The organism is Aliivibrio sp. S2TY2 (assembly GCF_028765525.1).
Lineage (GTDB): Bacteria > Pseudomonadota > Gammaproteobacteria > Enterobacterales > Vibrionaceae > Aliivibrio > Aliivibrio finisterrensis_A.
Map to the genome: position 1 here is coordinate 54,030 of NZ_JARACS010000006.1, position 25,029 is coordinate 79,058.

Annotated in this window: 19 protein-coding genes and 2 tRNA genes; 3 read left to right on the forward strand and 18 right to left on the reverse strand. The window is 41.5% G+C overall.

Features of this window, described 5'->3' with window-relative positions; all coding sequences use genetic code 11:
- Positions 1-2: 2 nt before the first annotated feature.
- The 14 genes from pnp to rlmE all read right to left on the reverse strand — a co-directional run bounded on the left by pnp (position 3) and on the right by rlmE (position 14,916).
- Complete coding sequence (gene pnp / locus PVK63_RS11130) at positions 3-2,132, reverse strand: polyribonucleotide nucleotidyltransferase (protein WP_130044296.1); 2,130 nt, start codon at positions 2,130-2,132, stop codon at positions 3-5.
- Positions 2,133-2,482: 350 nt separating this feature from the next.
- On the reverse strand, positions 2,483-2,752 hold the full coding sequence (gene rpsO / locus PVK63_RS11135) for a 30S ribosomal protein S15 (RefSeq protein ID WP_130044297.1): 270 nt from the start codon (positions 2,750-2,752) through the stop codon (positions 2,483-2,485).
- 163 nt (positions 2,753-2,915) lie between these two features.
- Complete coding sequence (truB, locus tag PVK63_RS11140) at positions 2,916-3,872, reverse strand: tRNA pseudouridine(55) synthase TruB (protein ID WP_130046864.1); 957 nt, start codon at positions 3,870-3,872, stop codon at positions 2,916-2,918.
- Complete coding sequence (gene rbfA, locus PVK63_RS11145; protein ID WP_130044299.1) at positions 3,872-4,279, reverse strand: 30S ribosome-binding factor RbfA; 408 nt, start codon at positions 4,277-4,279, stop codon at positions 3,872-3,874. The genes truB and rbfA overlap by 1 nt, the downstream gene beginning before the upstream one ends.
- Positions 4,280-4,390: 111 nt before the next feature.
- Positions 4,391-7,072 carry a translation initiation factor IF-2 gene (gene infB, locus PVK63_RS11150; protein ID WP_274440485.1) on the reverse strand — a complete coding sequence of 894 codons (2,682 nt, stop codon included), beginning with the start codon at positions 7,070-7,072 and terminating at the stop codon, positions 4,391-4,393.
- Between the two features lie 23 nt (positions 7,073-7,095).
- Positions 7,096-8,583 carry a transcription termination factor NusA gene (gene nusA, locus PVK63_RS11155; RefSeq protein WP_130086956.1) on the reverse strand — a complete coding sequence of 496 codons (1,488 nt, stop codon included), beginning with the start codon at positions 8,581-8,583 and terminating at the stop codon, positions 7,096-7,098.
- 17 nt (positions 8,584-8,600) lie between these two features.
- The gene (rimP, locus tag PVK63_RS11160; RefSeq protein ID WP_012549404.1) at positions 8,601-9,056 is read right to left on the reverse strand and encodes a ribosome maturation factor RimP; all 456 of its coding nucleotides are present in this window, start codon (positions 9,054-9,056) and stop codon (positions 8,601-8,603) included.
- Positions 9,057-9,220: 164 nt separating this feature from the next.
- Positions 9,221-9,297: transfer RNA gene (locus tag PVK63_RS11165), tRNA-Met, on the reverse strand.
- A gap of 69 nt (positions 9,298-9,366) precedes the next feature.
- Positions 9,367-9,451: transfer RNA gene (locus tag PVK63_RS11170), tRNA-Leu, on the reverse strand.
- Between the two features lie 9 nt (positions 9,452-9,460).
- Positions 9,461-9,793 (reverse strand): preprotein translocase subunit SecG, encoded by a 333-nt coding sequence (secG, locus tag PVK63_RS11175; protein ID WP_130044302.1) that lies wholly within the window; start codon positions 9,791-9,793, stop codon positions 9,461-9,463.
- Positions 9,794-9,944: 151 nt separating this feature from the next.
- Complete coding sequence (gene glmM / locus PVK63_RS11180; protein WP_130046866.1) at positions 9,945-11,282, reverse strand: phosphoglucosamine mutase; 1,338 nt, start codon at positions 11,280-11,282, stop codon at positions 9,945-9,947.
- Between the two features lie 44 nt (positions 11,283-11,326).
- A complete protein-coding gene (gene folP, locus PVK63_RS11185; RefSeq protein WP_130086955.1) occupies positions 11,327-12,163 on the reverse strand; it encodes a dihydropteroate synthase in 837 nt (278 codons plus the stop codon).
- 64 nt (positions 12,164-12,227) lie between these two features.
- Complete coding sequence (gene ftsH / locus PVK63_RS11190; RefSeq protein ID WP_130086954.1) at positions 12,228-14,201, reverse strand: ATP-dependent zinc metalloprotease FtsH; 1,974 nt, start codon at positions 14,199-14,201, stop codon at positions 12,228-12,230.
- Between the two features lie 85 nt (positions 14,202-14,286).
- Positions 14,287-14,916, reverse strand: coding sequence for a 23S rRNA (uridine(2552)-2'-O)-methyltransferase RlmE (rlmE, locus tag PVK63_RS11195; protein WP_130044306.1), 630 nt, complete (start codon positions 14,914-14,916; stop codon positions 14,287-14,289).
- A gap of 118 nt (positions 14,917-15,034) precedes the next feature.
- On the opposite strand from rlmE, the gene yhbY reads away from it, so the two are divergent.
- The gene (gene yhbY, locus PVK63_RS11200; RefSeq protein WP_105054030.1) at positions 15,035-15,331 is read left to right on the forward strand and encodes a ribosome assembly RNA-binding protein YhbY; all 297 of its coding nucleotides are present in this window, start codon (positions 15,035-15,037) and stop codon (positions 15,329-15,331) included.
- Positions 15,332-15,426: 95 nt separating this feature from the next.
- Here yhbY and greA read toward each other — a convergent pair whose 3' ends face one another.
- Positions 15,427-15,900: a transcription elongation factor GreA gene (greA, locus tag PVK63_RS11205; RefSeq protein ID WP_130086953.1), complete on the reverse strand. Its 474-nt coding sequence runs from the start codon at positions 15,898-15,900 to the stop codon at positions 15,427-15,429.
- A 593-nt stretch (positions 15,901-16,493) separates the two neighbouring features.
- On the opposite strand from greA, the gene PVK63_RS11210 reads away from it, so the two are divergent.
- The gene (locus PVK63_RS11210; protein ID WP_207215670.1) at positions 16,494-17,510 is read left to right on the forward strand and encodes a porin; all 1,017 of its coding nucleotides are present in this window, start codon (positions 16,494-16,496) and stop codon (positions 17,508-17,510) included.
- 142 nt (positions 17,511-17,652) lie between these two features.
- The gene (gene dacB, locus PVK63_RS11215; protein ID WP_130086951.1) at positions 17,653-19,059 is read left to right on the forward strand and encodes a serine-type D-Ala-D-Ala carboxypeptidase; all 1,407 of its coding nucleotides are present in this window, start codon (positions 17,653-17,655) and stop codon (positions 19,057-19,059) included.
- A 170-nt stretch (positions 19,060-19,229) separates the two neighbouring features.
- Here dacB and carB read toward each other — a convergent pair whose 3' ends face one another.
- From carB to dapB, 3 genes are all read right to left on the reverse strand, one after another.
- On the reverse strand, positions 19,230-22,460 hold the full coding sequence (carB, locus tag PVK63_RS11220) for a carbamoyl-phosphate synthase large subunit (protein ID WP_130046871.1): 3,231 nt from the start codon (positions 22,458-22,460) through the stop codon (positions 19,230-19,232).
- A gap of 17 nt (positions 22,461-22,477) precedes the next feature.
- Entirely contained in the window at positions 22,478-23,635 is a 1,158-nt protein-coding gene (gene carA / locus PVK63_RS11225) for a glutamine-hydrolyzing carbamoyl-phosphate synthase small subunit (protein WP_130086950.1), read from the reverse strand.
- 555 nt (positions 23,636-24,190) lie between these two features.
- On the reverse strand, positions 24,191-25,000 hold the full coding sequence (gene dapB / locus PVK63_RS11230) for a 4-hydroxy-tetrahydrodipicolinate reductase (RefSeq protein WP_130044311.1): 810 nt from the start codon (positions 24,998-25,000) through the stop codon (positions 24,191-24,193).
- Between the last annotated feature and the right edge of the window lie 29 nt (positions 25,001-25,029).

Consider the following 25,029-nt stretch of genomic DNA (forward strand, 5'->3'; position numbering starts at 1 on the left):
GATTATTCTGCGTCTTTTGCTTCAGCAGCAGGTGCTGGGTTTAGCTCAGCATTTGCTTCTTTAATACTTAGACGAATACGGCCTTGACGGTCGATTTCTAGTACTTTAGTTTTCACTTCTTGACCAACTTGTAGGTGATCAGCCACTTTCTCGATGCGCTCTTCAGCGATTTGAGAAATGTGTACTAGACCTTCTTTAGGACCAAGAACCGTTACGAACGCACCGAAATCTACGATACGCATAACTTTACCTGTGTAGATCTTACCCACTTCAACTTCAGCAGTAATTTCTTCGATACGACGGATAGCTTCTTTAGCAGCAGCACCTTCAGTCGCAGCAATTTTGATAGTACCGTCGTCTTCGATTTCGATAGTTGTACCAGTCTCTTCACAAAGAGCACGGATAACTGCACCACCTTTACCGATAACATCTTTGATCTTATCAGAGCTGATTTTCATTGTGTGGATACGTGGAGCGAACTCAGAGATATCTTCACGAGCACCAGAGATTGCTTCATCCATAACAGTAAGGATGTGCTTACGCGCACCTTGTGCTTGGTTTAGAGCGATCTGCATGATCTCTTTAGTAATACCTTCGATTTTGATGTCCATTTGAAGAGCAGTAATACCTTCGTTAGTACCCGCTACTTTAAAGTCCATGTCACCTAGGTGATCTTCGTCGCCAAGGATGTCAGAAAGAACAACGAAATCGTCGCCTTCTTTAACAAGACCCATTGCGATACCAGCAACAGATGCTTTAATTGGAACACCAGCATCCATAAGTGCTAGAGAAGTACCACATACAGAAGCCATTGAAGATGAACCGTTAGATTCAGTGATTTCCGATACTACACGTACTGTGTATGGGAATTCTTCAACAGAAGGCATAACCGCTTGAATACCGCGCTTAGCTAATTTACCGTGACCAATTTCACGACGCTTAGGTGAACCAACAAAACCAGTCTCACCTACACAGTATGGAGGGAAGTTGTAGTGTAGAAGGAAGTGATCTTTCTTCTCACCCATTAGGCTATCGATGATTTGCGCATCACGTTGTGTGCCAAGCGTTGCAGTAACAAGTGCTTGAGTTTCACCACGAGTGAATAGAGAAGAACCGTGTGTACGTGGAAGAACACCAGTACGTACGTCTAGCGCACGAACCATGTCTTTTTCACGACCATCGATACGTGGGTGACCAGCAATGATGCGGCTACGTACAACTTTTTTCTCTAGAGAACCAAGCATGCCACGGATTTCACGCTCGTCTAGTTCTTCGTTTTGAGCTAGAAGTGCTTCAACAGCTTCGTTTTTAATTACGCCAACTTGCTCGTAACGCGCCATTTTTTCAGTGATTTGGTACGCTTCAGAAAGACGAGTTTCTGCAAGCTCTGCAACTTGTGCTTTAAGCTCTGTGTTTACTTCTGGAGCAGTCCAATCCCAAGCAGGAGTAGCAACTTCAGCAGCAAACTCGTTGATAGCTTTGATTACTACTTGTTGTTGTTCGTGACCAAACACAACAGCAGAAAGCATTTCTTCTTCAGATAGGTTGTCAGCTTCTGACTCAACCATTAATACTGCGCCTTCTGTACCAGACACAACTAGGTCTAGTTTAGAGTTTTCAAGCTCAGTGTTTGATGGGTTAAGAACTAGCTCACCATTAATGTGACCAACACGTGCAGCACCGATAGGACCATTGAATGGTACACCAGCAATAGAAAGCGCAGCAGACGTTGCGATCATAGTGATCATGTCTGGGTTTACGTCAGGGTTGATAGAAACAACCGTAGCGATAACCTGAACTTCGTTTTTAAACGCACTTGGGAAAAGTGGACGAATTGGACGGTCGATTAGACGTGCCGTTAGTGTTTCGCCTTCAGAAGGACGACCTTCACGCTTGAAGAAACCACCAGGGATTTTACCAGCAGCGTATGTACGCTCTTGGTAGTTCACTGTTAGTGGGAAGAAATCTTGACCTGGTACTGCGTCTTTCTTAGCAACAACAGAAACGAATACTGATGTATCGTCCATGCTTGCCATTACAGCTGCAGTTGCTTGACGTGCCATTACGCCCGTCTCTAGAGTTACGGTATGGTTACCGTACTGAAATGATTTTACGACTGGATTCGCGAACATTATTTTTCCTTTATTCTTAACTGCTGGATCATTACTGACCTGAATTAAGAAAATTTAAGTGTTAACTCAATCTATTACCAATCGCGACTAGTACAAATTTACTGACGAAAAGATAACTTGTAATAGTCGCGACCTAGTGGCCGACTTCGGTGACTGTAATAGTTGAATAAAATGATAACGTTAAAAACGCACACTGCGATTTCAACGGCCATAGTATACCCCAATTGAGGCAATATGCGAGGTTCAGAAATGAAAAAGGAGAGTTATACCAAGGGACATAATATTGCAGGTATAAAAAAAGGAGCGATAAACGCTCCTTTTCGTCAAACTGTCTTTACAGACATCGCAAATTAGCGACGTAGGCCTAGACGTTTGATTAGATCTTGGTAACGAGCAAGGTTTTTGCCTTTCAGGTAATCAAGAAGCTTACGACGGCTAGAAACCATACGTAATAGACCACGACGGCTGTGGTGATCGTGCTTGTGATTAGCAAAGTGACCTTGTAGGTGGTTGATAGAAGCAGTAAGTAGTGCTACTTGTACTTCTGGTGAACCTGTATCGTTTTCACATTGTGCGTATTCTGCAACGATTGCTGCTTTAGTTTCTGCATTCAGAGACATAATTCTCTCCTGATAAGAGTTGTTTAATATTTGTAGTAGCCAATCTCTGATTCAGCCACTACGCGAAGGGCGAATTATACGGATGAACAATAATAAAGCAATAAAAAAAGAGCAAAAACCACAAGGCATTTGCTCTTTCTTGAATGATGCAATTTACGTAGGCTTACTTATCTTCTTCGACTTCGTCTCTAAAAACAACCAAACGCTTAGGTGCAACACGACCATCATCATCGATATGACCAACTCCGATAAACAAACGTTCTTCACCCGATGTCATGCGAACGATACCCTCTTGAGGAGCACCAAACACTTGAACCGGTTGACCATGAAGAACATGATCAGCCAATTCTGGGATCATATTAACTTCAGGCAAATCTTGAACCGCTGAGTCCATAGGCATAAGCAGTGGATCAAGTAATTCACGTGGCGCACGATCTTCACGGTGTGCTTGCTCAAGCAATGCTTCTAAGTGCTCAATCGTTACCATATTTTCATATGGGTAGTTTGATACACCTGTACGACGTAAATAAGTTACGTGCGCACCACAACCAAGCATTTCACCTAGATCATCGGTAATAGTACGGATGTAAGTTCCTTTTGAACAGTGAACTTCCATCTCAACTTCTTGACCTTCAAATCGGATCAATTCAATTGAGTAAACCGTGATCTTGCGTGATTCACGTGGTACCTCAATGCCTTCACGTGCGTACTCATACAAAGGGCGACCTTGGTATTTTAATGCCGAGAACATTGATGGAATTTGATCTGTTGTACCGCGAAATTTCGCAATACAACGCTCAAGTTGGCCACGGTCAACTTTCACTTCACGAGTTTGAACGACTTCACCATCGGAATCCGAAGTATTAGTACGTTCACCAAGTTTAGCGACAACACGATAACGCTTATCAGAATCTAACAGAAACTGAGAAAACTTAGTTGCTTCACCAAAACATAATGGAAGCATACCTGTTGCAAGTGGATCAAGTGCGCCTGTATGGCCTGCTTTTTCAGCAAAGTAAATACGCTTTACTTTTTGCAGTGTATCGTTCGATGTAATTCCAGTTGGTTTATCAATTAAGATAACGCCATTAACTGGACGACCCTTACGACGGCGAGCCATTACTCTTCACCTTCATCTGATTCAGAACGACCAGATTCAGCCATCTTACGCTTATCGGTATTCATCACGTCTGTTACCAAGTTAGACATACGCATACCTTCAACAAGAGTATTGTCATAAGTAAAACGAACTTCAGGCGTTAGACGGTGACGGATACGCTTGCCAAGTAACATACGAACTGGAACTTCATGCTCTTTTAGTGCAGCTAGGCAAGATTCAGGGGTTTGATCACCTACACAGAAGAAAGTAACGAATACTTTTGCGTAAGCAAGGTCACGAGACACTTCAACATCTGAAATAGTAACCATACCGATACGTGAATCACGAACTTCACGTTGTAGAATTAAAGCTAATTCTTTTTGTAATTGCTGCGACACACGTTGTGTGCGGCTAAATTCTTTTGACATATCATTTCTCTCTTAGAAAGATGGGGGGCGTGGTAATTACCAGCCCCCCATGGTGTATTCAACAACCGATTATTACGTAACGTTACTGATAACGTTAGTAATTATAGTCAATTAGTCAAGAGTACGTTGAATCTCAACAATTTCGAATACTTCGATTTGGTCGCCAGCACGAACATCGTTGTAGTTCTTAACGCCGATACCACACTCGTAACCATTTTTAACTTCAGCAACGTCATCTTTAAAGCGACGTAGTGACTCTAGCTCACCTTCGTAGATAACTACGTTTTCACGTAGAACACGAATTGGGTTGCTACGCTTAATTGTACCTTCAGTAACCATACAACCAGCGATAGCGCCAAGTTTTGGAGACTTAAATACTTCACGTACTTGTGCAAGACCAATGATTTCTTGACGGAATTCAGGAGCAAGCATACCGCCCATCGCCTGTTTAACTTCGTCAATCAATTGGTAGATAATTGAGTAGTAACGTAAATCTAGGTTTTCATTCTGTATAGTGTTACGCGCAGTTGCATCAGCACGAACGTTGAAACCAAGAATGATAGCGTTAGAAGCTGCTGCAAGCGTTGCATCAGTTTCAGTAATACCACCAACACCAGAACCTACGATGTTAACTTTAACTTCGTCAGTAGACAGTTTAAGTAGTGAATCAGCGATAGCTTCAACAGAACCTTGTACGTCAGCTTTAAGTACTACGTTAAGCTCAGCAACTTCACCCGCTTCCATGTTTGCAAACATGTTTTCAAGCTTAGCTTTTTGTTGACGTGCTAGTTTAACATCACGGAATTTACCTTGACGGTAGTTTGCAACTTCACGTGCTTTACGCTCATCACGAACTACTGTTGCTTCGTCACCTGATGCAGGAACACCAGAAAGACCAAGGATCTCAACTGGGATTGAAGGACCCGCAGTGTCAATGTCTTTACCGTTTTCATCGCGCATTGCACGAACACGGCCGTACTCTTGACCACAAAGAACGATGTCGCCTTTGTTTAGAGTACCAGACTGAACAAGAACAGTAGCAACAGGGCCACGGCCTTTATCTAGACGAGATTCAACAACAACACCTGACGCCATACCATCTTTAACCGCAGTTAATTCAAGTACTTCAGACTGAAGAAGGATAGCTTCTAGAAGACCTTCAATGTTTGTACCTTGCTTAGCAGAGATATGAACAAACATGTTCTCGCCGCCCCACTCCTCAGGAATAACATCATATTGAGCAAGCTCATTTTTAACGTTATCTGGGTTAGCGCCTTCTTTATCGATTTTGTTTACAGCAACAATCAGAGGTACACCAGCCGCTTTTGCGTGTTGGATAGCTTCGATTGTTTGTGGCATAACGCCATCATCTGCAGCAACAACAAGAACAACGATATCTGTCGCTTGAGCACCACGAGCACGCATAGCGGTAAACGCTGCGTGTCCAGGAGTATCAAGGAAAGTGATCATACCGTTGTCAGTTTCAACGTGGTATGCACCGATGTGTTGTGTAATACCACCCGCTTCTGCATCAGCAACGTGTGCACGACGGATGTAATCTAGTGTAGAAGTTTTACCGTGGTCAACGTGACCCATGATAGTAACAACTGGAGCACGAGATACTGCTTCTGCTGTGTTATCACGATCTGACAGTACTGCTTCTTCTAATTCATTTTCTTTACGAAGAACCACTTTATGACCCATTTCTTCAGCAACTAGTGCCGCTGTTTCTTGGTCGATAACTTGGTTGATAGTCGCCATAGCGCCCATCTTCATCATAACTTTGATTACTTCTGTTGCTTTAACAGACATTTTGCTTGCTAGTTCAGAAACAACGATTGTTTCACCGATAGCAACCACTTGCTTAGCAACGGTTGCTGTCTTATCAAAGCCGTGTTGCATAGAAGTTGGTTTGTTTACTTGAGGCTTTTTATTGCGACCGCCACGTTGGTTGCGACCACCGCGAGGAGCAGCTGCTTCAGCTGGTTTTGCTTTTTTCTTACGACGACGAGGTTGTTGCTCATCTTTACGGTCTGCTGCATCTTCTGCTTCACGAGCGTGAGATGACGTTGTTACGTGGTAATCTGCAGTTTTTTCAGCTGCTGATTTTTTCTGCTCTTCTTCTTTCCAACGAGCTTCGTTTTCTTCAGCAAGTTTACGAGCTTCTTCAACCAGTTTTGCAGCTTCTGCTTCTGCTTTACGAGTCGCTTCTTGTTCCTGACGAAGTTTTAGTTCCTCAGCTTCTTTTTTTGCTTGATCGTTTTTAGTAGTCATTTCTTTTTTAGCCTTTTCAGTTTCAGCACGTTTCGCTTTTTGTTCAGCGTCACGTTTTGCTTTAACCTCTGCTTCAGCATCACGCTTAGCTTTTTCTTCCGCTTCACGTTGTGCTTTTTGTTCAAGTTCGCGAACTGCAGCATCCTCTGCATCACGTTTGGCTTGTTCTTCAGCTTCTGCTTTCAGTTGCTCAGCTTTTTTCTCTTCTTCAAGTGTACTTGCTTTTACATAAGTACGTTTTTTACGTACTTCAACTTGCACATCTTTACTTTTGCCGCCAGACCCAGCAACACTTAATGTGCTGCGAGTCTTGCGTTGAAGAGTTAGACGGGTTGGTGATGCGCTTTCATCAGCGCTACCATGCTCTTTCTTTAGGTGAACTAGCAATGATTGCTTTTCACCTTCAGATACAGAGTCACCATCTTTTTTATTTATACCAGCATCCGAAAATTGCTGAAGTAAGCGGTCAACCGGAGTTCCAATTTCTTCACTAAGTGCTTTTACCGTAAGCTTTGTCATACCGCTTCTCCTTGCTGAAATAATTATGCTTCGTCGCTGAACCAACAAATGTTACGTGCTGCCATGATTAACTCACCAGCACGAGTTTCTGTTAGATCTTCAATATCTGACAGCTCGTCAACACCTTGGTCTGCAAGGTCTTCTAGTGTAATTACACCTTTAGCTGCAAGTTTAAACGCTAATTCACGCTCTAAACCTTCAAGTGCAAGTAGGTCTTCTGCTGGTTCGATGCCATCAAGAGACTCTTCTTGCGCTAATGCAAGTGTTGTTAACGCTTCTTTAGCACGTGTACGAAGAAGATCAACGGTTTCTTCATCTAGAGCTTCAACTTCAAGTAGTTCGTTTACAGGTACGTAAGCGATCTCTTCAAGTGTTGTGAAGCCTTCTTCAACTAATAGTTGAGCAAAATCTTCATCAATATCTAAATGCTTAACAAATGCATCAATAGAGCCTTGAGCTTCTTCTTGGTGCTTTTTATTAAGATCAGAAACTGTCATTACGTTAAGTTCCCAACCAGTCAGTTGAGATGCTAGACGTACGTTTTGACCACTACGGCCAATTGCTTGTGCTAGGTTATCAGCTTCAACAGCGATATCCATAGTGTTGTTATCTTCATCTACAATGATAGAAGCAACTTCTGCTGGAGCCATCGCATTGATAACGAATTGTGCTGGGTTATCATCCCAAAGCACGATATCAATACGCTCGCCGCCAAGCTCACCAGATACAGCTTGTACACGTGCGCCACGCATACCAACACACGCACCAACAGGATCGATACGCTTGTCGTTTGTTTTCACTGCGATTTTAGCACGAGAACCTGGATCACGAGCAGCACCTTTTAATTCAATTAGCTCTTCGCCAATTTCAGGCACTTCTACGCGGAATAGTTCAGTAAGCATTACGCCTTTTGAACGCGTCATGAATAGTTGGAAACCACGAGCTTCTGGTTTAACTGCATATAGCAGACCACGAACACGGTCACCTGGACGGAAGTTTTCACGTGGAAGTTGGTCTTCACGTAAAATTACCGCTTCAGCGTTGTTACCAAGATCAACGATGATTGCATCACGGTTTACTTTTTTAACGATACCAGTGATTAGCTCACCTTCGTTATCAATAAACTGCTCAACGATCATTGCGCGCTCAGCTTCACGTACTTTTTGTACGATAACTTGTTTTGCAGTTTGAGTCGTAATACGGTCAAATGTTACTGAATCGATATCATCTTCAATGTAACCACCGATTTCGATAGTTTCATCTTCAAACTGTGCTGCTTCAATAGAAATTTCAAGCGTTGGATGCTCAACTTTTTCTACTGCAACCCAACGACGGAATGTTTCGAAGTCACCTGTTTTGCGATCGATCGCAACACGTACTTCAATTTCCATTTCAGATTTTTTCTTTGTTGCTGTTGCTAGCGCGATTTCTAATGCTTCAAAAATTCGCTCACGAGGAACAGCTTTTTCATTTGATACTGCTTCTACAACAGCTAAGATTTCTTTGTTCATTTTAGCCTCTTCAAGCCTTAAAATTTAGGAACTAAGTTCGCCTTTGAAATGTTGCTTAACGCAAATTCTTCATTGTTACCATCAACTGTAACCGTAACAATTTCACCGTTAATGTCTAGGATGTCACCTTTCCATTTACGACGGTTATTCATCGGCATCTTTAATACAAGGCTGACCTCGTGACCAACAAATTGTTGATAATGTGCTGCTTTAAACAGTGGACGTTCAAGACCTGGAGAGGAAACCTCTAGGTTATATGCTACTGTAATTGGATCTTCTACATCCATTACTGCACTGATTTGACGACTGGCTTCTGCGCAGTCCTCCACAAAGATGCCATTTTCATGGTCGATAAATACACGTAGCGTTGAGTGTTCACCCGCACGAATAAATTCTAAACCGACCAATTCATAACCTAAAGCACCAACAGGAGCCTCAAGCATTTCTGTTAGTTGTCTTTCTAATCCTGTCATTGATATCCCCTGAAAACAAAAAAAGGGCTCTAGGCCCAATTCTTTAAAAAACAGTCTGTTTCAGATAGCAAAAAACCCCGATAATTGCGGGGTTTAGTACTGCTGGACCCTGAATGCCACTTGCGTGACTTATCTAATAAGAGCAATTACTTTTACTAGATAATTGGTTGCGGGAGCCGGATTTGAACCGACGACCTTCGGGTTATGAGCCCGACGAGCTACCAAGCTGCTCCATCCCGCGTCCGAAAAGAACAAAGAAAGTATAGTTTCTTTATGCTTTTATTACAAGAATCAGATTCTTGTCTGAATATGGTGCCGAGAGAGGGACTTGAACCCTCACACCATAAGGCACTAGCACCTCATGCTAGCGTGTCTACCAATTTCACCATCTCGGCTAAATTCTTTTAAAGAGGTACGTCGCTGTTTTCAGTAGCAGGAACGTCGCTCGTATTATCAATTACTTGCTCTGTAGCTTGTTGATCTAATTTAAGATCAAAACCTTCAGATTTATGCGTAGACATATTGCCTAGCGCTAAACTGATAATGAAAAATACTGTTGCACAAATTGCAGTCATTCGGGTTAAAAAGTTTCCAGAGCCACCAGAGCCAAATACTGTATTTGATGCTCCAGCCCCAAATGAAGCTCCCATATCTGCGCCTTTACCGTGTTGTACCAATACTAGGCCAATTACACCGACTGCGGCAATCAGATAAATCACAAGTAGAATCGTATGCATTCCGTCACCCATGTATCTAATTAATGTACCGGTAGCCTATTGGCAACACCAGCGCCCTCTCAACTAAGAGGCCGAGGGATATTAACCAAACTAGGCTACTATGACAAGTTAAAATTAACAAAAAACGTTCAATTTCATTTAATTGCTCAAATTAACAGCTTTCTTTTACTGCATCCGCAATTTGCAGCGCATATTGCTGAACAAGCTCAGCGTTTTCACCTTCAACCATAACGCGGATTAAAGGTTCTGTTCCTGATTTACGTAATAATACTCGACCGTTATCACCTAATTTTGATTCTACATCAGCTTGAGCGGCTTTAACTGCATCAGAATCAAGAGGATTACTATCTCCAGTAAAACGAATATTTTCCAATACTTGTGGGAACATTGTCATGCCACTGCATAATTCTTTTAATGACATTTTACTGCCAACAATCGATGCAATCACCTGAAGTGCAGCAACAATTGCATCTCCAGTTGTTACTTTATCAAGAAGGATAACGTGTCCTGAGTTTTCTGCACCAATAAGCCAATTATTCTCAAGCAGTTTTTCCATCACATAACGGTCACCAACATTAGAACGAACGAATGGGATACCTAAATTACGTAACGCCACTTCCATTCCCATATTGGTCATCAAAGTACCAACAACACCGCCTTTTAATTCACCACGACGTAACGCATCACGAGCAATAATGTAAGCAATTTGGTCGCCATCGACTTTTTCACCAAGCTCATCAACCATGATGATACGGTCACCATCACCATCAAAAGCAACACCAAAATCTGCTTTCTCTTCTAATACTTTAGCTTGTAAGGCTCGTACATCTGTCGCCCCTACCTCATGGTTAATATTGGTGCCATTTGGCTCACAACCAATCGTAATGATCTCTGCGCCAAGCTCTTTAAATACGTTCGGGGCGATATGATACGTTGCGCCATGAGCACAATCGATAACCATTTTAACACCCGCTAAGCTCAGCTCTTTAGGGAAAGTACTTTTACAAAACTCAATATAACGGCCAGCAGCATCGTTCAGACGAGATGCTTTACCTAGCAAAGCAGATTCAACACATGTCATTGGCTTATCAAGTTCAGCTTCAATGGCCATTTCAATATCATCTGGTAATTTCGTTCCTTCAGATGAGAAAAATTTAATCCCGTTGTCATAATATGGGTTATGAGATGCAGAAATAACGATACCGGCTTCAGCACGAAACGTCTGAGTAAGGTAAGCTACAGCTGGCGTTGGCATTGGACCCGTAAATTTCGCTTGTAACCCAGCTGCAGCTAAACCAGCCTCTAAGGCTGATTCCAACATATAGCCTGAAATACGCGTATCTTTACCAATAATGACTTTTTTTGTGCCTTGCTTAGCTAAAACTTGTCCAGCCGCCCAACCCAGTTTCATAACAAAATCTGGGGTAATAGGCGCTTGGCCAACCAGACCACGAACCCCATCGGTTCCAAAATATTTACGCTCAGCCATGTTGTACTCCATGTTTTAATTTTAATAATTTGTTTGATTGATTACTAACGAGCACTCTGCTCTAACGTTGCCTGACATACTTTTACGATATCCATCGTTTGCTCAAAGTCATGAACACGGATAATTTGTGCGCCCTTCATTGCTGCAATAGTGGCACACGCCAAGCTACCAGACACCGCATTTTGCGGCTCTGTATTTAGTAATTTAAAAATCATTGATTTACGAGACATCCCAGCCAAAATAGGAAAACCTAATTGGTGAAAACGCTCTAATTCAGCAAGCAGTTGGTAATTATGCGCTAAGGTTTTACCAAATCCAAATCCAGGATCAAGAATTAACTTATCTTTTGCGATACCAACCGATTGGCATGCTGATACTCTTTCCTCAAGAAAGCGAGATACATCAACCAATAGGTCATCATAGGTAGGATTAGATTGCATGGTTCTAGGTTGACCTTGCATGTGCATCAAACACACTGGAACGTTTGCTTTTGCTGCTATTTCTAACGCATTCGGTTCTTGCAGTGCACGCACATCATTAATTAAATCAGCCCCTGCATTGACCGCTTCATCCATCACAATCGCTTTACTTGTATCAATTGAAATCCAAGTATCAAAACGTTGATTTATCGCTTCAATAATAGGAATAACACGATCCAACTCTTGCTGAAGGCCCACATCAGGAGCCCCTGGTCTTGTCGACTCACCACCAATATCAATAAAGCTGACACCTGAATTTACCATTTTTTCAGCTTGCTTTAGCGCTGCGTCTAAATGAGTAAATTTACCGCCATCAGAAAAAGAGTCAGGCGTTACATTAAGAATGCCCATTACATGTGAGCGATCTAATAATAACGTTTTCTCTTTGCTAACCAATTTCATGATCAGTCCTTTTAAATACAAAAACCCCGAGCATAACTCGGGGTTTAATTTATCTTACTTCATCTTATTTTTCAGATGATTCAGAATCGTTTTTTGCATCATCAGTTGGAGTTGGTTGCTCTTTTGTTTCTTCAACCTTCTCTTCTGCTTTTGATTCTGTTTGTTCTTTTTCTACTGGCGCTTCAGCTTTTGCTTGAGGCTGTGGGTTATTATCACCCCAACCTTGTGGTTCACGAATATCAGCTTTACGATCCATTAAGTCATCAATCTGACCTGCATCAATGGTTTCAAACTTCATTAACGCATCTTTCATTGAGTGCATGATATCCATGTTGTCTTCAAGGATCTGTCTTGCACGTGCATAGTTGCGATCAATGATAGTACGGATTTCAGCATCAATCAGTTGCAGTGTTTCTGGAGAAACGTGCTTAGCGTGATGAGAACCACCGTGACCAGAGAACGGGTCGCCTTGATCTTCTGCATAAAGTAGAGGACCTAGAGCATCAGAGAAGCCCCATTGCGTTACCATTTTACGAGCAATATCAGTGGCACGTTCAATATCGTTCGATGCACCTGTTGATACTTTATCAACACCGTAAATCAATTCTTCAGCTAAGCGACCACCATATAGGCTCGAAATCATCGATTCTAAATGTTGACGGTTCATACTGATACGATCTTGCTCAGGCAGATACATAGTCACACCCAACGCACGACCGCGTGGAATGATAGATACTTTGTACACTGGATCATGTTCAGGAACTAAGCGACCAACAATCGCGTGGCCTGCTTCATGGTATGCTGTTGATTCTTTTGTTTCTTCAGACATAACCATTGATTTACGCTCTGCGCCCATCATAATTTTATCTTTGGCTAATTCAAACTCAACCATTGAAACAACACGCTTATTACCACGAGCAGCAAACAATGCCGCTTCGTTCACTAAGTTAGCCAGATCAGCACCAGAGAACCCTGGAGTACCACGAGCAATCAATGATGGTTCAACACCTGCACCTAGAGGTACTTTACGCATATGAACTTGAAGTATTTGCTCACGTCCACGGATATCAGGTAGACCTACAACAACTTGACGGTCAAAACGGCCAGGACGAAGCAGTGCAGCATCTAGAACATCAGGACGGTTAGTTGCAGCAACAACGATAATACCTTCGTTACCTTCAAAACCATCCATCTCTACAAGCATTTGGTTTAATGTTTGCTCACGCTCATCATTACCACCACCAACACCTGCGCCACGCTGACGACCTACAGCATCGATTTCATCGATAAAGATAATACAAGGTGATGATTTTTTCGCTTGTTCAAACATGTCACGCACACGAGATGCACCAACACCAACAAACATTTCAACAAAATCAGAACCAGAAATTGAGAAGAATGGTACTTTCGCTTCACCAGCAATCGCTTTAGCAATCAATGTTTTACCCGTACCAGGAGGACCAACTAATAGAACACCTGTTGGGATTTTACCACCTAGCTTTTGGAAACGACTTGGTTCACGTAAGTAATCAACCAATTCTTTAACGTCTTCTTTTGCTTCATCACAACCAGCAACATCATCAAAGGTGGTTTTGATCTGCTCTTCAGTCATCATCTTAGCTTTGCTTTTACCAAAGGACATTGCCCCTTTGCCGCCGCCGCCTTGCATTTGACGCATGAAGAAGATCCAAACACCAATCAGAAGAATCATTGGGAACCACGAAATAAAGATAGACTCAAGTAAGCTCTGCTCTTCTGGTGGTGTGCCCTTAACGATTACGTTTTGGTTAATAAGATCATCAAGCAATTTAGGATCTTGGAATACAGGCATGTAAGTTACATAACGAGTACCGTCACGCTTCATTACCTTTATTTCACGATTGTTAAAAGTTGCTTCTTGTACCTGACTATTCCCAACTTCTTTAACAAAAGTAGTGTAGTCAATCGAACGACCAGAGCTATCACTCGGCCCAAAGCTTTGGAATACTGACATCAAAACGACAGCAATAACCAGCCATAATATTAGATTTTTTGCCATGTCACTCAAGGTGTTAACCCCGCGTTAACTAAATAGATGAAAGATAGAGTACTACAGTTTATATCCTGTAGCTACAACGTAAAACTTATCCTTTGTAACCAGTGGCTACAATATACACTTCACGAGAACGTGCACGTGATGAATCTGGTTTTCTAATCTTAACGACCTTGAACATATTACGTACTTCTTGTAAGTACTGATCAAAGCCTTCGCCTTGGAACACTTTTACTGTAAAACTGCCATTTGGAGCCAATACTTGACGGCACATATCTAACGCTAACTCAACAAGATACATTGCTCTTGGTTGGTCAACAGCTAGGTTACCACTCATATTTGGAGCCATATCTGACATTACTACATCTACCATATCTGGTTGTATGCGTTCAAGCAATGCGTCTAGTACTGCTTCTTCCCTAAAGTCCCCCTGCAAAAAGCTTACGCCAGCGATTGAATCCATTGCCAAAATATCACACGCAATAACTTGACCAGAATCACCCACTTGCTCAACCGCGTATTGTGACCACCCACCAGGGGCAGCACCGAGGTCAACCACTGTCATACCTGGCTTTAATAGCTTGTCTTTATTTTGAATTTCTTCAATCTTAAAAATAGCACGAGAACGATAGCCTCTTTTTTGCGCTTCAAGAACGTATTTATCATCAAAGTGTTCTTTTAACCAGCGGCCAGAGCTTGCTGAAAGTTTATTCTTACTCATGCATTACCTAAAAATACTTAATTTAAATTAGAAGACTGAAACAAAAAATAGTCTTCCGGAATAGATGGCGTTAGAATAGGCTGTTTTCAACCCTTAATATAGAAAAAATCGGGTATATATGAACCTAAGCACAAAACAGAAGCAACACCTTAAAGGCCTTGCTCACAATTTAAAACCCGTTGTAATGATGGGTTCAAATGGTCTTACTGAAGCTGTAGTAGCTGAAATTGAGATTGCGCTTAATCACCACGAGCTAATCAAAGTTAAAATCGCTTCTGAAGATCGTGACACTAAGCAATTGATTGTTGACGCAATCATTCGTGAAACTGAAGCTGAAAAAGTACAAGTTATCGGTAAGACACTTGTTCTATTCCGCGCTAGCGAAGCTCGTAAAATCGAGATCCCTAGAAAATAATTTCTACATTAATGTTGTAAGAAATTAAAAAGGCCGTCCTAGTTTTCTTATTGAAGATAGCTACGCGGCCTTTATATTATCTATAACAGTAACTCTTAAATATAGTCAACTGCTTCGATTTCAAATTCTTTTGTACCGCCAGGTGTTTGAATGTTCACTTCATCCCCTGCCATTTTGCCAATAAGACCACGAGCAATTGGAGAATTTACTGAAATTCGACCTTCTTTAATGTTTGCTTCATCATCAGCAACAATCTGGTACTTCACTTCATCATCAGTATTTACATCGATAAGTGTTACGGTAGTACCAAAAATAACCTTACCTGTGTTGGTCATTTTTGTTACGTCGATCACTTGCGCTACCGATAGCTTATATTCGATATCACGTATTTGCGCTTCACAAATACCTTGTTCTTCACGAGCAGCGTGATATTCGGCATTCTCTTTTAAGTCACCAAGCTCACGAGCTTCACCAATCGCTTTTGAAATCAAAGGGCGACGCTTTAATAATACTTCCAGTTCATCACGCAGTAGCTTCTCGCCACGTACCGTCATTGGTACCTTATCCATATTTTCTACCTCTAAAGCTGAAATTACAAATTCAGCAAATAAAAATCCCACCAAAGATAACTTTACCGGTGAACCTTCACCAACAAGTTATTTATCTTCAGTGTTTCTGTCTAAATTTAATTTCCTCTAGTGTAAACAAAGAAATGGCTTTTATCACCTATTCTGTTGTTTGTTTTCTAAGATTTGTTTTACCTCGACAGTAACATTAATAAGAAGTTCGTCTCAAATAACAAAACAAGCACAAAAAACAAGGCCATATAAAATACAAAATGCGATCGCTGTCACGTAATTTTTATAGGTAAAACTAAAAAAAACATAAAACATCCTATAGTTCACTTTATAGACAAACTTTCTACAAAAACGATAACCAACTGAAAAATAACGATCTAAATCACAAAAAAATAATTAAAAACAGTGTGCAATTGCAGTTTTTAGATTGTTTTACTAACCTTTTTATCGCGTTAACCCTGAAAATAAACTTATTGAAACGGTGAAGTAAGTGATAACTATTCTTAAACATAAGAAGCTATCTATTACTGACTTCACTTAAAATGGACATAATCTCCTCCACCCTTATAGGAATTAGAATAATGATGAACAAATCAGTATTAGCTCTAGCAGTAGCAGCAATTACGTCAGCTGGCGCAGTAAATGCAGCAGAAATCTACAAAGGCGCAGACCAAACTCTAGAAATGGGCGGCCGTGCAGAAGCTCGCCTATCAGTGAAAGATGGTGATGCTGCTGATAAAACTCGTGTACGTCTAAACTTTAAAGGTACGACTCAAATTACTGACGGCCTATACGGTGTAGGTTTCTACGAAGGTGAGTTCACTAACAATGATAACGGTCTAGCTACTGATTCTGGTTCTAACGGCCTAAACAACCGTTACACATACGCTGGTCTTGGCGGTAACTTTGGTGAAGTAACTTACGGTAAAAACGATGGCGCACTAGGTGTTATCACTGACTTTACCGATATCATGGCTTACGCTGGTAACTCAGCAGCAGATAAAATCTCTGTAGCTGACCGTACAAACAACAACCTTGGCTACAAAGGCACATTTGGTGACTTCTCAGCTAAAGCAAACTACCGTTTTGATGATGCAGATACAGATAAAGGTGAGATCTCTAACGACGGTTACGCACTATCTGGTATCTACGCGTTTGGTGATTCAGGCTTCAAACTAGGTGCTGGTTACGCAGACCAAGCTGATGCGAACGAAATGATGTTTGCGGGTTCTTACACTATGGGTGACCTATACTTTGCAGGTACATTCACTAATGGTGAGAAACAAAAAGAAGTTTCTGATGTATTCGCTAAGGGTTCTGTAGACTACACAGGTTACGAAGCAGCTGTCGCTTACACTATGGGTAAAACAGTATTTACTTCTACGTATAACAACGCAGAAACAAACAATGAAACATCAGCTGATAACTTTGCTGTAGATGCAACGTACTTCTTCAATGCTAACTTCCGTACGTACATCTCTTACAACTTCAACCTGATCAGCAAGGGCGATAAGATTGGTTCAACATCTGGTCTTAACGGCAATGCAACAAGCGCTGACGCTGAAGACGAACTAGCTCTAGGTATGCGTTACGACTTCTAATCAGTCTTAACTCTTACTTAAATAAAGCGCTCACCTCGGTGGGCGTTTTTTCTTTGTGATATTCCATTAATTTTTTCTTATTCATTACACATCATGATCAACAGACGTTAAAATATCTCATTATTTTCAAATTGAGCTCATCATGTTTTTTTCTCGTTACACCCTTATCGCACTCAGTCTTATTTCTTTTTCAAGTATTGCTGATATTAAAGAGACACTTTCTTCTCTCCCATCAGGTAGCAGAACCGCTATTACTGTCGAAAATCTACAATCAAATAAAATAGAGTTTCAACAAAAGCAAGATGAACTGCTGCCACCCGCGAGTACCTTAAAAATTGCCACCGCATTAGCCGCTCGATTAGCACTAGGAAAAGAGTTCTCTTTTGAAACCTCTTTATATAAAGCAGATAAAGACATCGTGCTGACTTTCACAGGTGATCCATCTTTATCACGTAAGCAACTCTCTTCTCTGTTTGATGAAGGTGATATCAAAACCATTCAAGGTGATTTATGGATCGACGGCACCATTTTCACTGGTTATGAGCGAGCGGTAGGTTGGCCATGGGATATTCTAGGCGTGTGTTATAGCGCACCATCGAGTGCATTGAGCATTGATGAGAACTGTGTGCAAGCGTCTATCACCACTCATGATGATGGAAGTACCAGAGTCTTTGTTCCTATTCATCAACCTATCTCTTTTTCTAGCTATGCTAAAAGTGTGAGCAAAGAAGAGCAAAAATCGACTTTCTGTGATTTAGAGCTAACCACGCAAGGTAACCATTACGAATTAAACGGCTGTCTAGTCAAACGTAATAATCCTTTACCTCTTAAATTTGCCGTTCAAGATACTCAAGATTTTACGCAGAGAACCATCTCTAAGATCCTAGCAGAGCATAATATTACACTTAATGGTGAAGTGCGTTTTGGAAAACCAGATTCCCCTCTTCTTACTGACAATAAACTAGCGATACACCACTCAAAGCCATTGATGGAATTGTTGGATCATATGCTTAAAAAGTCTGATAACCATTACGCTGATAACTTAACTAAGATGTTAGGTCATTTAAACTATCAGCAACCGGGTAGCTTCACCAATGGCACTGCGGCAATTAAAGATATCTTACTAAAACAAGCGAATATTGATTTAAGCAACGCGGTACTGGTTGATGGTTCAGGCTTATCCCGTAATAACCGTATGACAGCAAATCAGATGAAATCAATCCTGCAATATCTCTATAAATACGATAAAGAATTAGGCTTAATTGACCTATTACCAACATCAGGCATTGATGGCACCCTAAAGTATCGTAACAGCATGCGTAAAGAACCGATTAAAGGCAGCATGAAATCGAAAAGCGGCTCACTGTTTGGTAGTTATAATATGGCTGGGTTTGTGGGTTTAGAGAATCAAGCACCTCAGCTGTTTGTTCAATTTGTTGCAGATTATCACCCTGTTGCAGCAAAAGAAGGTGCAACACCGGTTGAGCGCCCTATTGATACCTTTGAGAAAAACTTTTACCAAGAGTTAATTGAACTCTCAAAAGATTAGGGTTTTATACCAATCGATATAATACCAATCTACATAAGTATTTGATCATTCTTGCTTGTTAACTAGAAAAGACAAATGAAAAATCCCGAAGAACTCGCATTCTTCGGGATTTTTATTATTAGTTAGCTAATATATTTCGTAACTAATATATTTCGTAACTAACATTATAATTAAGCATATTTAGCAGCCACTTTTGCGTGAAGCTCTTGAACCGAATTAACCGTTTTACGGTCATCCGCTTCATGCGCTAGACAGCTAGCAAATGCTGCATTTAGCGTTGTTGTGTAGTTCACTTTCTCAGCCAATGCACCACGACGCAATACTTTAGAATCTTCAATCGCTTGACGACCTGCTGCAGTATTTACGATGTAGGTGTACTCGCCATTCTTGATACGGTCAAGAATATGAGGACGGCCTTCGTGTACCTTGTTCACTAGACGAGGGTTAATACCCGCTTCGCCAAGAATAACCGCAGTACCGTGAGTTGCATCCAGTTGGTAACCCAATTTAACAAGATGTTTTGCTAAGTCTACAACACGCTTCTTGTCGCCTTCACGAACAGAAAGTAATGCACGACCACCTTCTGGGTATTCTTTACTACAACCAAGTTCTGCTTTCGCAAATGCTTCTGCAAACGTTGCACCAACACCCATCACTTCACCCGTTGAGCGCATTTCAGGGCCTAACAGTGGATCAACACCAGGGAACTTGTTGAACGGTAAAACCACTTCTTTAACTGAGTAGTATGGTGGGATAATCTCTTTCGTAAAGCCTTGAGACTCTAACGATTGACCCGCCATTACTCGTGCAGCAATCTTCGCAATTGGCGCACCTGTTGCTTTAGATACGAATGGAACCGTACGAGCAGCACGCGGGTTAACTTCGATTAAATATACATTATTATCTTTAACGGCAAACTGTGTATTCATTAAGCCACGAACACCTAGCTCGAATGCCAGCTTACGAACTTGATCACGCATCACATCTTGAATTTCTTCGCTTAACGTATAAGCAGGAAGAGAACACGCAGAGTCACCAGAGTGAACACCCGCTTGTTCGATGTGCTCCATGATACCAGCGATAACCACTTGCTCACCGTCACAAATTGCATCTACATCAACTTCGATTGCGTCATCGAGGAAGCTATCAAGAAGTACTGGAGATTCATTTGAAACACTAACTGCTTCATTGAAGTAACGACGTAAGTCTTGCTCGTCATATACGATTTCCATCGCACGACCACCAAGAACATAAGAAGGACGTACAACTAATGGGAAACCAATTTCTTTCGATTTCTCAATTGCTTGCTCCATTGTTGTTACGGTTGCATTTTCTGGTTGTAGAAGCTCTAGGCGGTCTACTGCAACTTGGAAACGCTCACGGTCTTCTGCACGGTCGATAGCATCAGGGCTTGTACCAATGATTGGAACACCTGCCGCTTCTAGAGCACGCGCCAATTTAAGTGGCGTTTGACCACCGTATTGAACAATCACACCTTTTGGCTTTTCAACACGAGCAATTGCTAGTACATCTTCCAGAGTTACTGGTTCGAAGTATAGACGGTCAGACGTATCATAATCGGTAGAAACGGTCTCAGGGTTACAGTTAACCATGATAGTTTCGTAGCCATCTTCACGAAGTGCTAATGATGCGTGTACACAACAGTAGTCAAACTCAATACCTTGGCCGATACGGTTTGGACCGCCACCTAAGATCATGATCTTATCTTTGTCTGTTGGGTTTGCTTCACACTCTTCATCATAAGATGAGTACATGTAAGCCGTATCTGATGAGAACTCAGCAGCACACGTATCGACACGCTTGTAGACAGGGTGAATATCATGCTGGTCACGTAGACGGCGGATTTCACTTTCACCCACACCTAATAGTTTAGAAAGACGCGCATCCGCAAAACCTTTACGTTTTAGTTTACGTAACATGTCTGCATTTAAGCTAGCGAAGCCGCCCGCTTTAACTTCTGCTTCCATCTTCACTAGATCTTCGATTTGAACTAGGAACCAACGGTCAACATTTGTTAGGTTGAATACACCATCCACTGACATACCAGCACGGAATGCATCAGCGATGTACCAAATACGCTCAGCACCTGCATCTTTTAGTTCATGGCGAATTTTAGTTAATGCATCAGGCGCATCAAGATCAACCATTTCATCAAAGCCTGTCGCGCCAACTTCTAGGCCACGCAGTGCTTTTTGTAGCGATTCTTGTTGGTTACGGCCGATAGCCATTACTTCGCCAACCGATTTCATTTGAGTGGTAAGACGGTCGTTAGCACCTGCAAATTTTTCGAAGTTAAAACGAGGGATCTTAGTAACAACGTAATCAATTGTTGGTTCAAATGACGCTGGCGTTGCACCACCTGTAATGTCATTCATTAGCTCGTCAAGCGTAAAGCCAATAGCTAATTTTGCTGCAATTTTTGCAATAGGGAAACCCGTTGCTTTAGATGCAAGTGCAGATGAACGAGATACACGTGGGTTCATTTCAATGATAACCATACGGCCATCTTTCGGGTTAATACCAAACTGTACGTTTGAACCACCCGTTTCAACACCAATCTCACGCAGTACAGCTAGAGAAGCATTACGCATTAATTGGTATTCTTTGTCTGTTAGTGTTTGTGCAGGCGCTACCGTGATTGAGTCACCCGTGTGAATGCCCATCGCGTCAAAGTTTTCAATCGCACATACGATAATACAGTTGTCGTTCTTATCTCGAACCACTTCCATCTCGTATTCTTTCCAACCGATAAGAGATTCATCGATGAGAAGTTCATTGGTTGGAGAAAGATCCAAACCACGGCGACAAATTTCATCAAACTCTTCTTTGTTATAAGCGATACCACCACCGGTACCCCCCATCGTAAATGATGGACGAATGATACAAGGGAAGCCTACCATCTCTAGTACTTTGTAAGCTTCTTCCATTGTTTTTGCCGTATCAGCCGTTGGACACTCAAGGCCAATTGACTTCATTGCTTTATCGAAACGTGAACGGTCTTCTGCTTTATCGATAGCATCAGCTGTTGCACCGATCATCTCAACACCGAACTCAGCAAGCACGCCGTGCTTTTCTAAATCAAGCGCACAGTTCAATGCTGTTTGGCCACCCATTGTAGGTAGAACTGCATCTGGACGCTCTTTTTCGATAATGTTACGAACCACTTCCCAATGAATAGGCTCAATGTATGTTGCATCAGCCATGTCTGGGTCAGTCATGATTGTTGCAGGGTTAGAGTTCACAAGAATAACGCGGTAGCCTTCTTCACGAAGTGCTTTACACGCTTGTGCACCAGAGTAGTCAAATTCACATGCTTGGCCGATTACGATTGGGCCTGCACCTAGAATTAGAACGCTTTTAATGTCAGTACGTTTTGGCATCTTATTACTACTCCGAATTAAGCTTTATTTGTCTTGTCTGAAATAGACTGCTGAATCAATTCAATGAAATGGTCAAACAATGGCGCGGCATCGTGTGGACCCGGGCTTGCTTCAGGGTGACCTTGGAAGCTAAATGCAGGCTTATCTGTACGATGAATGCCTTGCAACGTACCATCAAACAATGATTTGTGCGTTGCACGCAAGTTCGCTGGAAGTGTTTCTTCATCCGCAGCAAAACCGTGGTTCTGTGCAGTGATCATAACCACATCACGATCTAAGTCTTTAACTGGATGGTTTGCACCGTGGTGACCAAACTTCATTTTTACGGTTTGAGCGCCTGATGCTAAAGCAAGAATTTGATGGCCAAGACAGATACCAAAGATTGGTAACCCTTTTTCTAAGAACACTTTCGTAGCTTCAATTGCGTAAGTACATGGCGCAGGGTCACCAGGGCCATTTGATAGAAATACACCATCTGGATTCATTGCTAACACGTCTTCTGCTGAAGTTTGTGCAGGAACAACCGTTAGGCGACAACCGCGGTCTACTAACATACGTAGAATGTTACGTTTAGCGCCGAAATCGTAAGCCACAACGTGGAATGGTAATTCACTGTCTGCTTTTTCTTCTGGCAAACCGCCAGTCAATGTCCAAGAACCTTGCTTCCATTGGTAAGCTTCAGTCGTTGTTACTTCTTTTGCTAAATCCATGCCTTTAAGACCTGGGAACTCTTTTGCTTGAGCTAGCGCAAATGCTTCATCTAAATTATTGCCCGCGACAATACAACCGTTTTGAGCACCTTTCTCACGTAAGATTCGAGTTAATTTACGCGTATCGATATCAGCAATGCCGACGATATTTTGAGATTTAAGGTATTCAGAAAGAGTTTGTTCACTGCGGAAGTTTGAAGCTAAGAGAGGGAGATCGCGAATCACAAGGCCTTGAGCGTGGATAGAAGAGGATTCTTCGTCTTCGGAATTGATTCCGGTATTGCCAATGTGGGGATAAGTAAGAGTAACGATTTGTTGAGAATAGGAAGGATCAGTGAGAATTTCTTGGTACCCCGTCATCGAGGTATTAAAAACGACTTCACCAACGGCCGAGCCATCTGCTCCAATCGATTGACCGCGGAACACAGTCCCATCTTCTAGGACTAACAGCGCTGATTTACTCAAGACAACCTCCAAACATAATAAGTATTCAGTTTTAATCAATATAATTGCAAAACTGTTTTTTTGAAACCCAAAATACAAACTAAAAGCTCGAATTTTGACAAATTGGCGAAATTTTAGATATATATGGGATAAGTGTCAATAAAAAACACCAAGATAAATAACTTTTTTAGACAACTCATTACAAAAAACCTACTTTCATAGTAAAAAAGGCATTTATCCAGATCAATATGATGAAAAATCACTACAAAATTAAAATTATGCATATTCAATCTTTTTTTATCATTTAAAATTACTTACAAAAACAAAGCAAACGTTAAACAACAAACAAAACATCGAAAAATAAAAGTCTTAAGCAAAATACTGCAAATAACCAGCAAAAACACAAGAAAAGTAAAGCACAAATAAAACAACGAATAGAAAACAAAAAATTTACACAACCTAGAAAACTCAGTAATACAGAGAACTAGCAGTGAATAAACAGTGATTAAGTTGCATTTGATTTGGTTCAGTTAAAAAAAAGCCCAAATCAATAATGATTCGGGCTTAATATAATCGTTATAGCTGATCTAGCTCTAAAACATCGTGCATGGTATAGAAACCAGGAGACTTTTGATGTAGCCAATGGGAGGCTCTCACCGCACCATTTGCAAACGTCATTCTATCCGTTGCTTTATGTGTTATTTCAACACGTTCGCCAATATCAGCAAACATAGCCGTATGTTCGCCTACAATATCTCCGGCTCGAATCGTTGCAAATCCAATCTCATCTTTGCTTCTTTCACCAGTAATACCTTCACGAGCATATACAGCAACATCTTCAAGTTTATTACCCATAGCACCCGCAATAGCTTCCCCCATGCCAATGGCTGTACCTGAGGGTGCGTCGACTTTATAACGGTGATGCGCTTCTACAATTTCAATGTCACAATAATCACCCATCACTTTTGCGGCTTTTTCTAACAGCTTGAAGACAAGGTTAACACCAACGCTGTAGTTAGGAGCCATAACAATAGGGATATCTTTTGAAGCTTGATCGATAAGCGCTTTACCTGGCTCACTAAAGCCGGTTGTGCCGATAACAATGGCTTTTTTGTGCTCTTGACACAGTTCGATATTTTTAAGGGTTGAAATTGGAAGTGTAAAATCAATAATCACATCAAAATCATCAACCACTTTTGCTAAATCATCCACAATAGAAAGACCTGATTTTCCTAACCCAGCCATCTCTCCAACATCAACACCAATTAAGCTTGATTCTGGGTGTTCACTTGCTGCTGCAAGAACGGCAAACTGAGAGCCATTCACTGCTTTAATTAAGTTACGGCCCATTCTTCCTGCTGCGCCTGCAATTGCTATTCTTACCATTCTTATTTTTACTCCTTTAAATTCGCTTC

Excerpts from the sequence above, each read along its gene's own strand:
- pnp (WP_130044296.1), bottom strand. The coding sequence starts at position 2,132 with ATGTTCGCGAATCCAGTCGTAAAATCATTTCAGTACGGTAACCATACC.
- rpsO (WP_130044297.1), bottom strand. The coding sequence starts at position 2,752 with ATGTCTCTGAATGCAGAAACTAAAGCAGCAATCGTTGCAGAATACGCA.
- truB (WP_130046864.1), bottom strand. The coding sequence starts at position 3,872 with ATGGCTCGCCGTCGTAAGGGTCGTCCAGTTAATGGCGTTATCTTAATT.
- rbfA (WP_130044299.1), bottom strand. The coding sequence starts at position 4,279 with ATGTCAAAAGAATTTAGCCGCACACAACGTGTGTCGCAGCAATTACAA.
- infB (WP_274440485.1), bottom strand. The coding sequence starts at position 7,072 with ATGACAAAGCTTACGGTAAAAGCACTTAGTGAAGAAATTGGAACTCCG.
- nusA (WP_130086956.1), bottom strand. The coding sequence starts at position 8,583 with ATGAACAAAGAAATCTTAGCTGTTGTAGAAGCAGTATCAAATGAAAAA.
- rimP (WP_012549404.1), bottom strand. The coding sequence starts at position 9,056 with ATGACAGGATTAGAAAGACAACTAACAGAAATGCTTGAGGCTCCTGTT.
- secG (WP_130044302.1), bottom strand. The coding sequence starts at position 9,793 with ATGCATACGATTCTACTTGTGATTTATCTGATTGCCGCAGTCGGTGTA.
- glmM (WP_130046866.1), bottom strand. The coding sequence starts at position 11,282 with ATGGCTGAGCGTAAATATTTTGGAACCGATGGGGTTCGTGGTCTGGTT.
- folP (WP_130086955.1), bottom strand. The coding sequence starts at position 12,163 with ATGAAATTGGTTAGCAAAGAGAAAACGTTATTATTAGATCGCTCACAT.
- ftsH (WP_130086954.1), bottom strand. The coding sequence starts at position 14,201 with ATGGCAAAAAATCTAATATTATGGCTGGTTATTGCTGTCGTTTTGATG.
- rlmE (WP_130044306.1), bottom strand. The coding sequence starts at position 14,916 with ATGAGTAAGAATAAACTTTCAGCAAGCTCTGGCCGCTGGTTAAAAGAA.
- yhbY (WP_105054030.1), top strand. The coding sequence starts at position 15,035 with ATGAACCTAAGCACAAAACAGAAGCAACACCTTAAAGGCCTTGCTCAC.
- greA (WP_130086953.1), bottom strand. The coding sequence starts at position 15,900 with ATGGATAAGGTACCAATGACGGTACGTGGCGAGAAGCTACTGCGTGAT.
- PVK63_RS11210 (WP_207215670.1), top strand. The coding sequence starts at position 16,494 with ATGAACAAATCAGTATTAGCTCTAGCAGTAGCAGCAATTACGTCAGCT.
- dacB (WP_130086951.1), top strand. The coding sequence starts at position 17,653 with ATGTTTTTTTCTCGTTACACCCTTATCGCACTCAGTCTTATTTCTTTT.
- carB (WP_130046871.1), bottom strand. The coding sequence starts at position 22,460 with ATGCCAAAACGTACTGACATTAAAAGCGTTCTAATTCTAGGTGCAGGC.
- dapB (WP_130044311.1), bottom strand. The coding sequence starts at position 25,000 with ATGGTAAGAATAGCAATTGCAGGCGCAGCAGGAAGAATGGGCCGTAAC.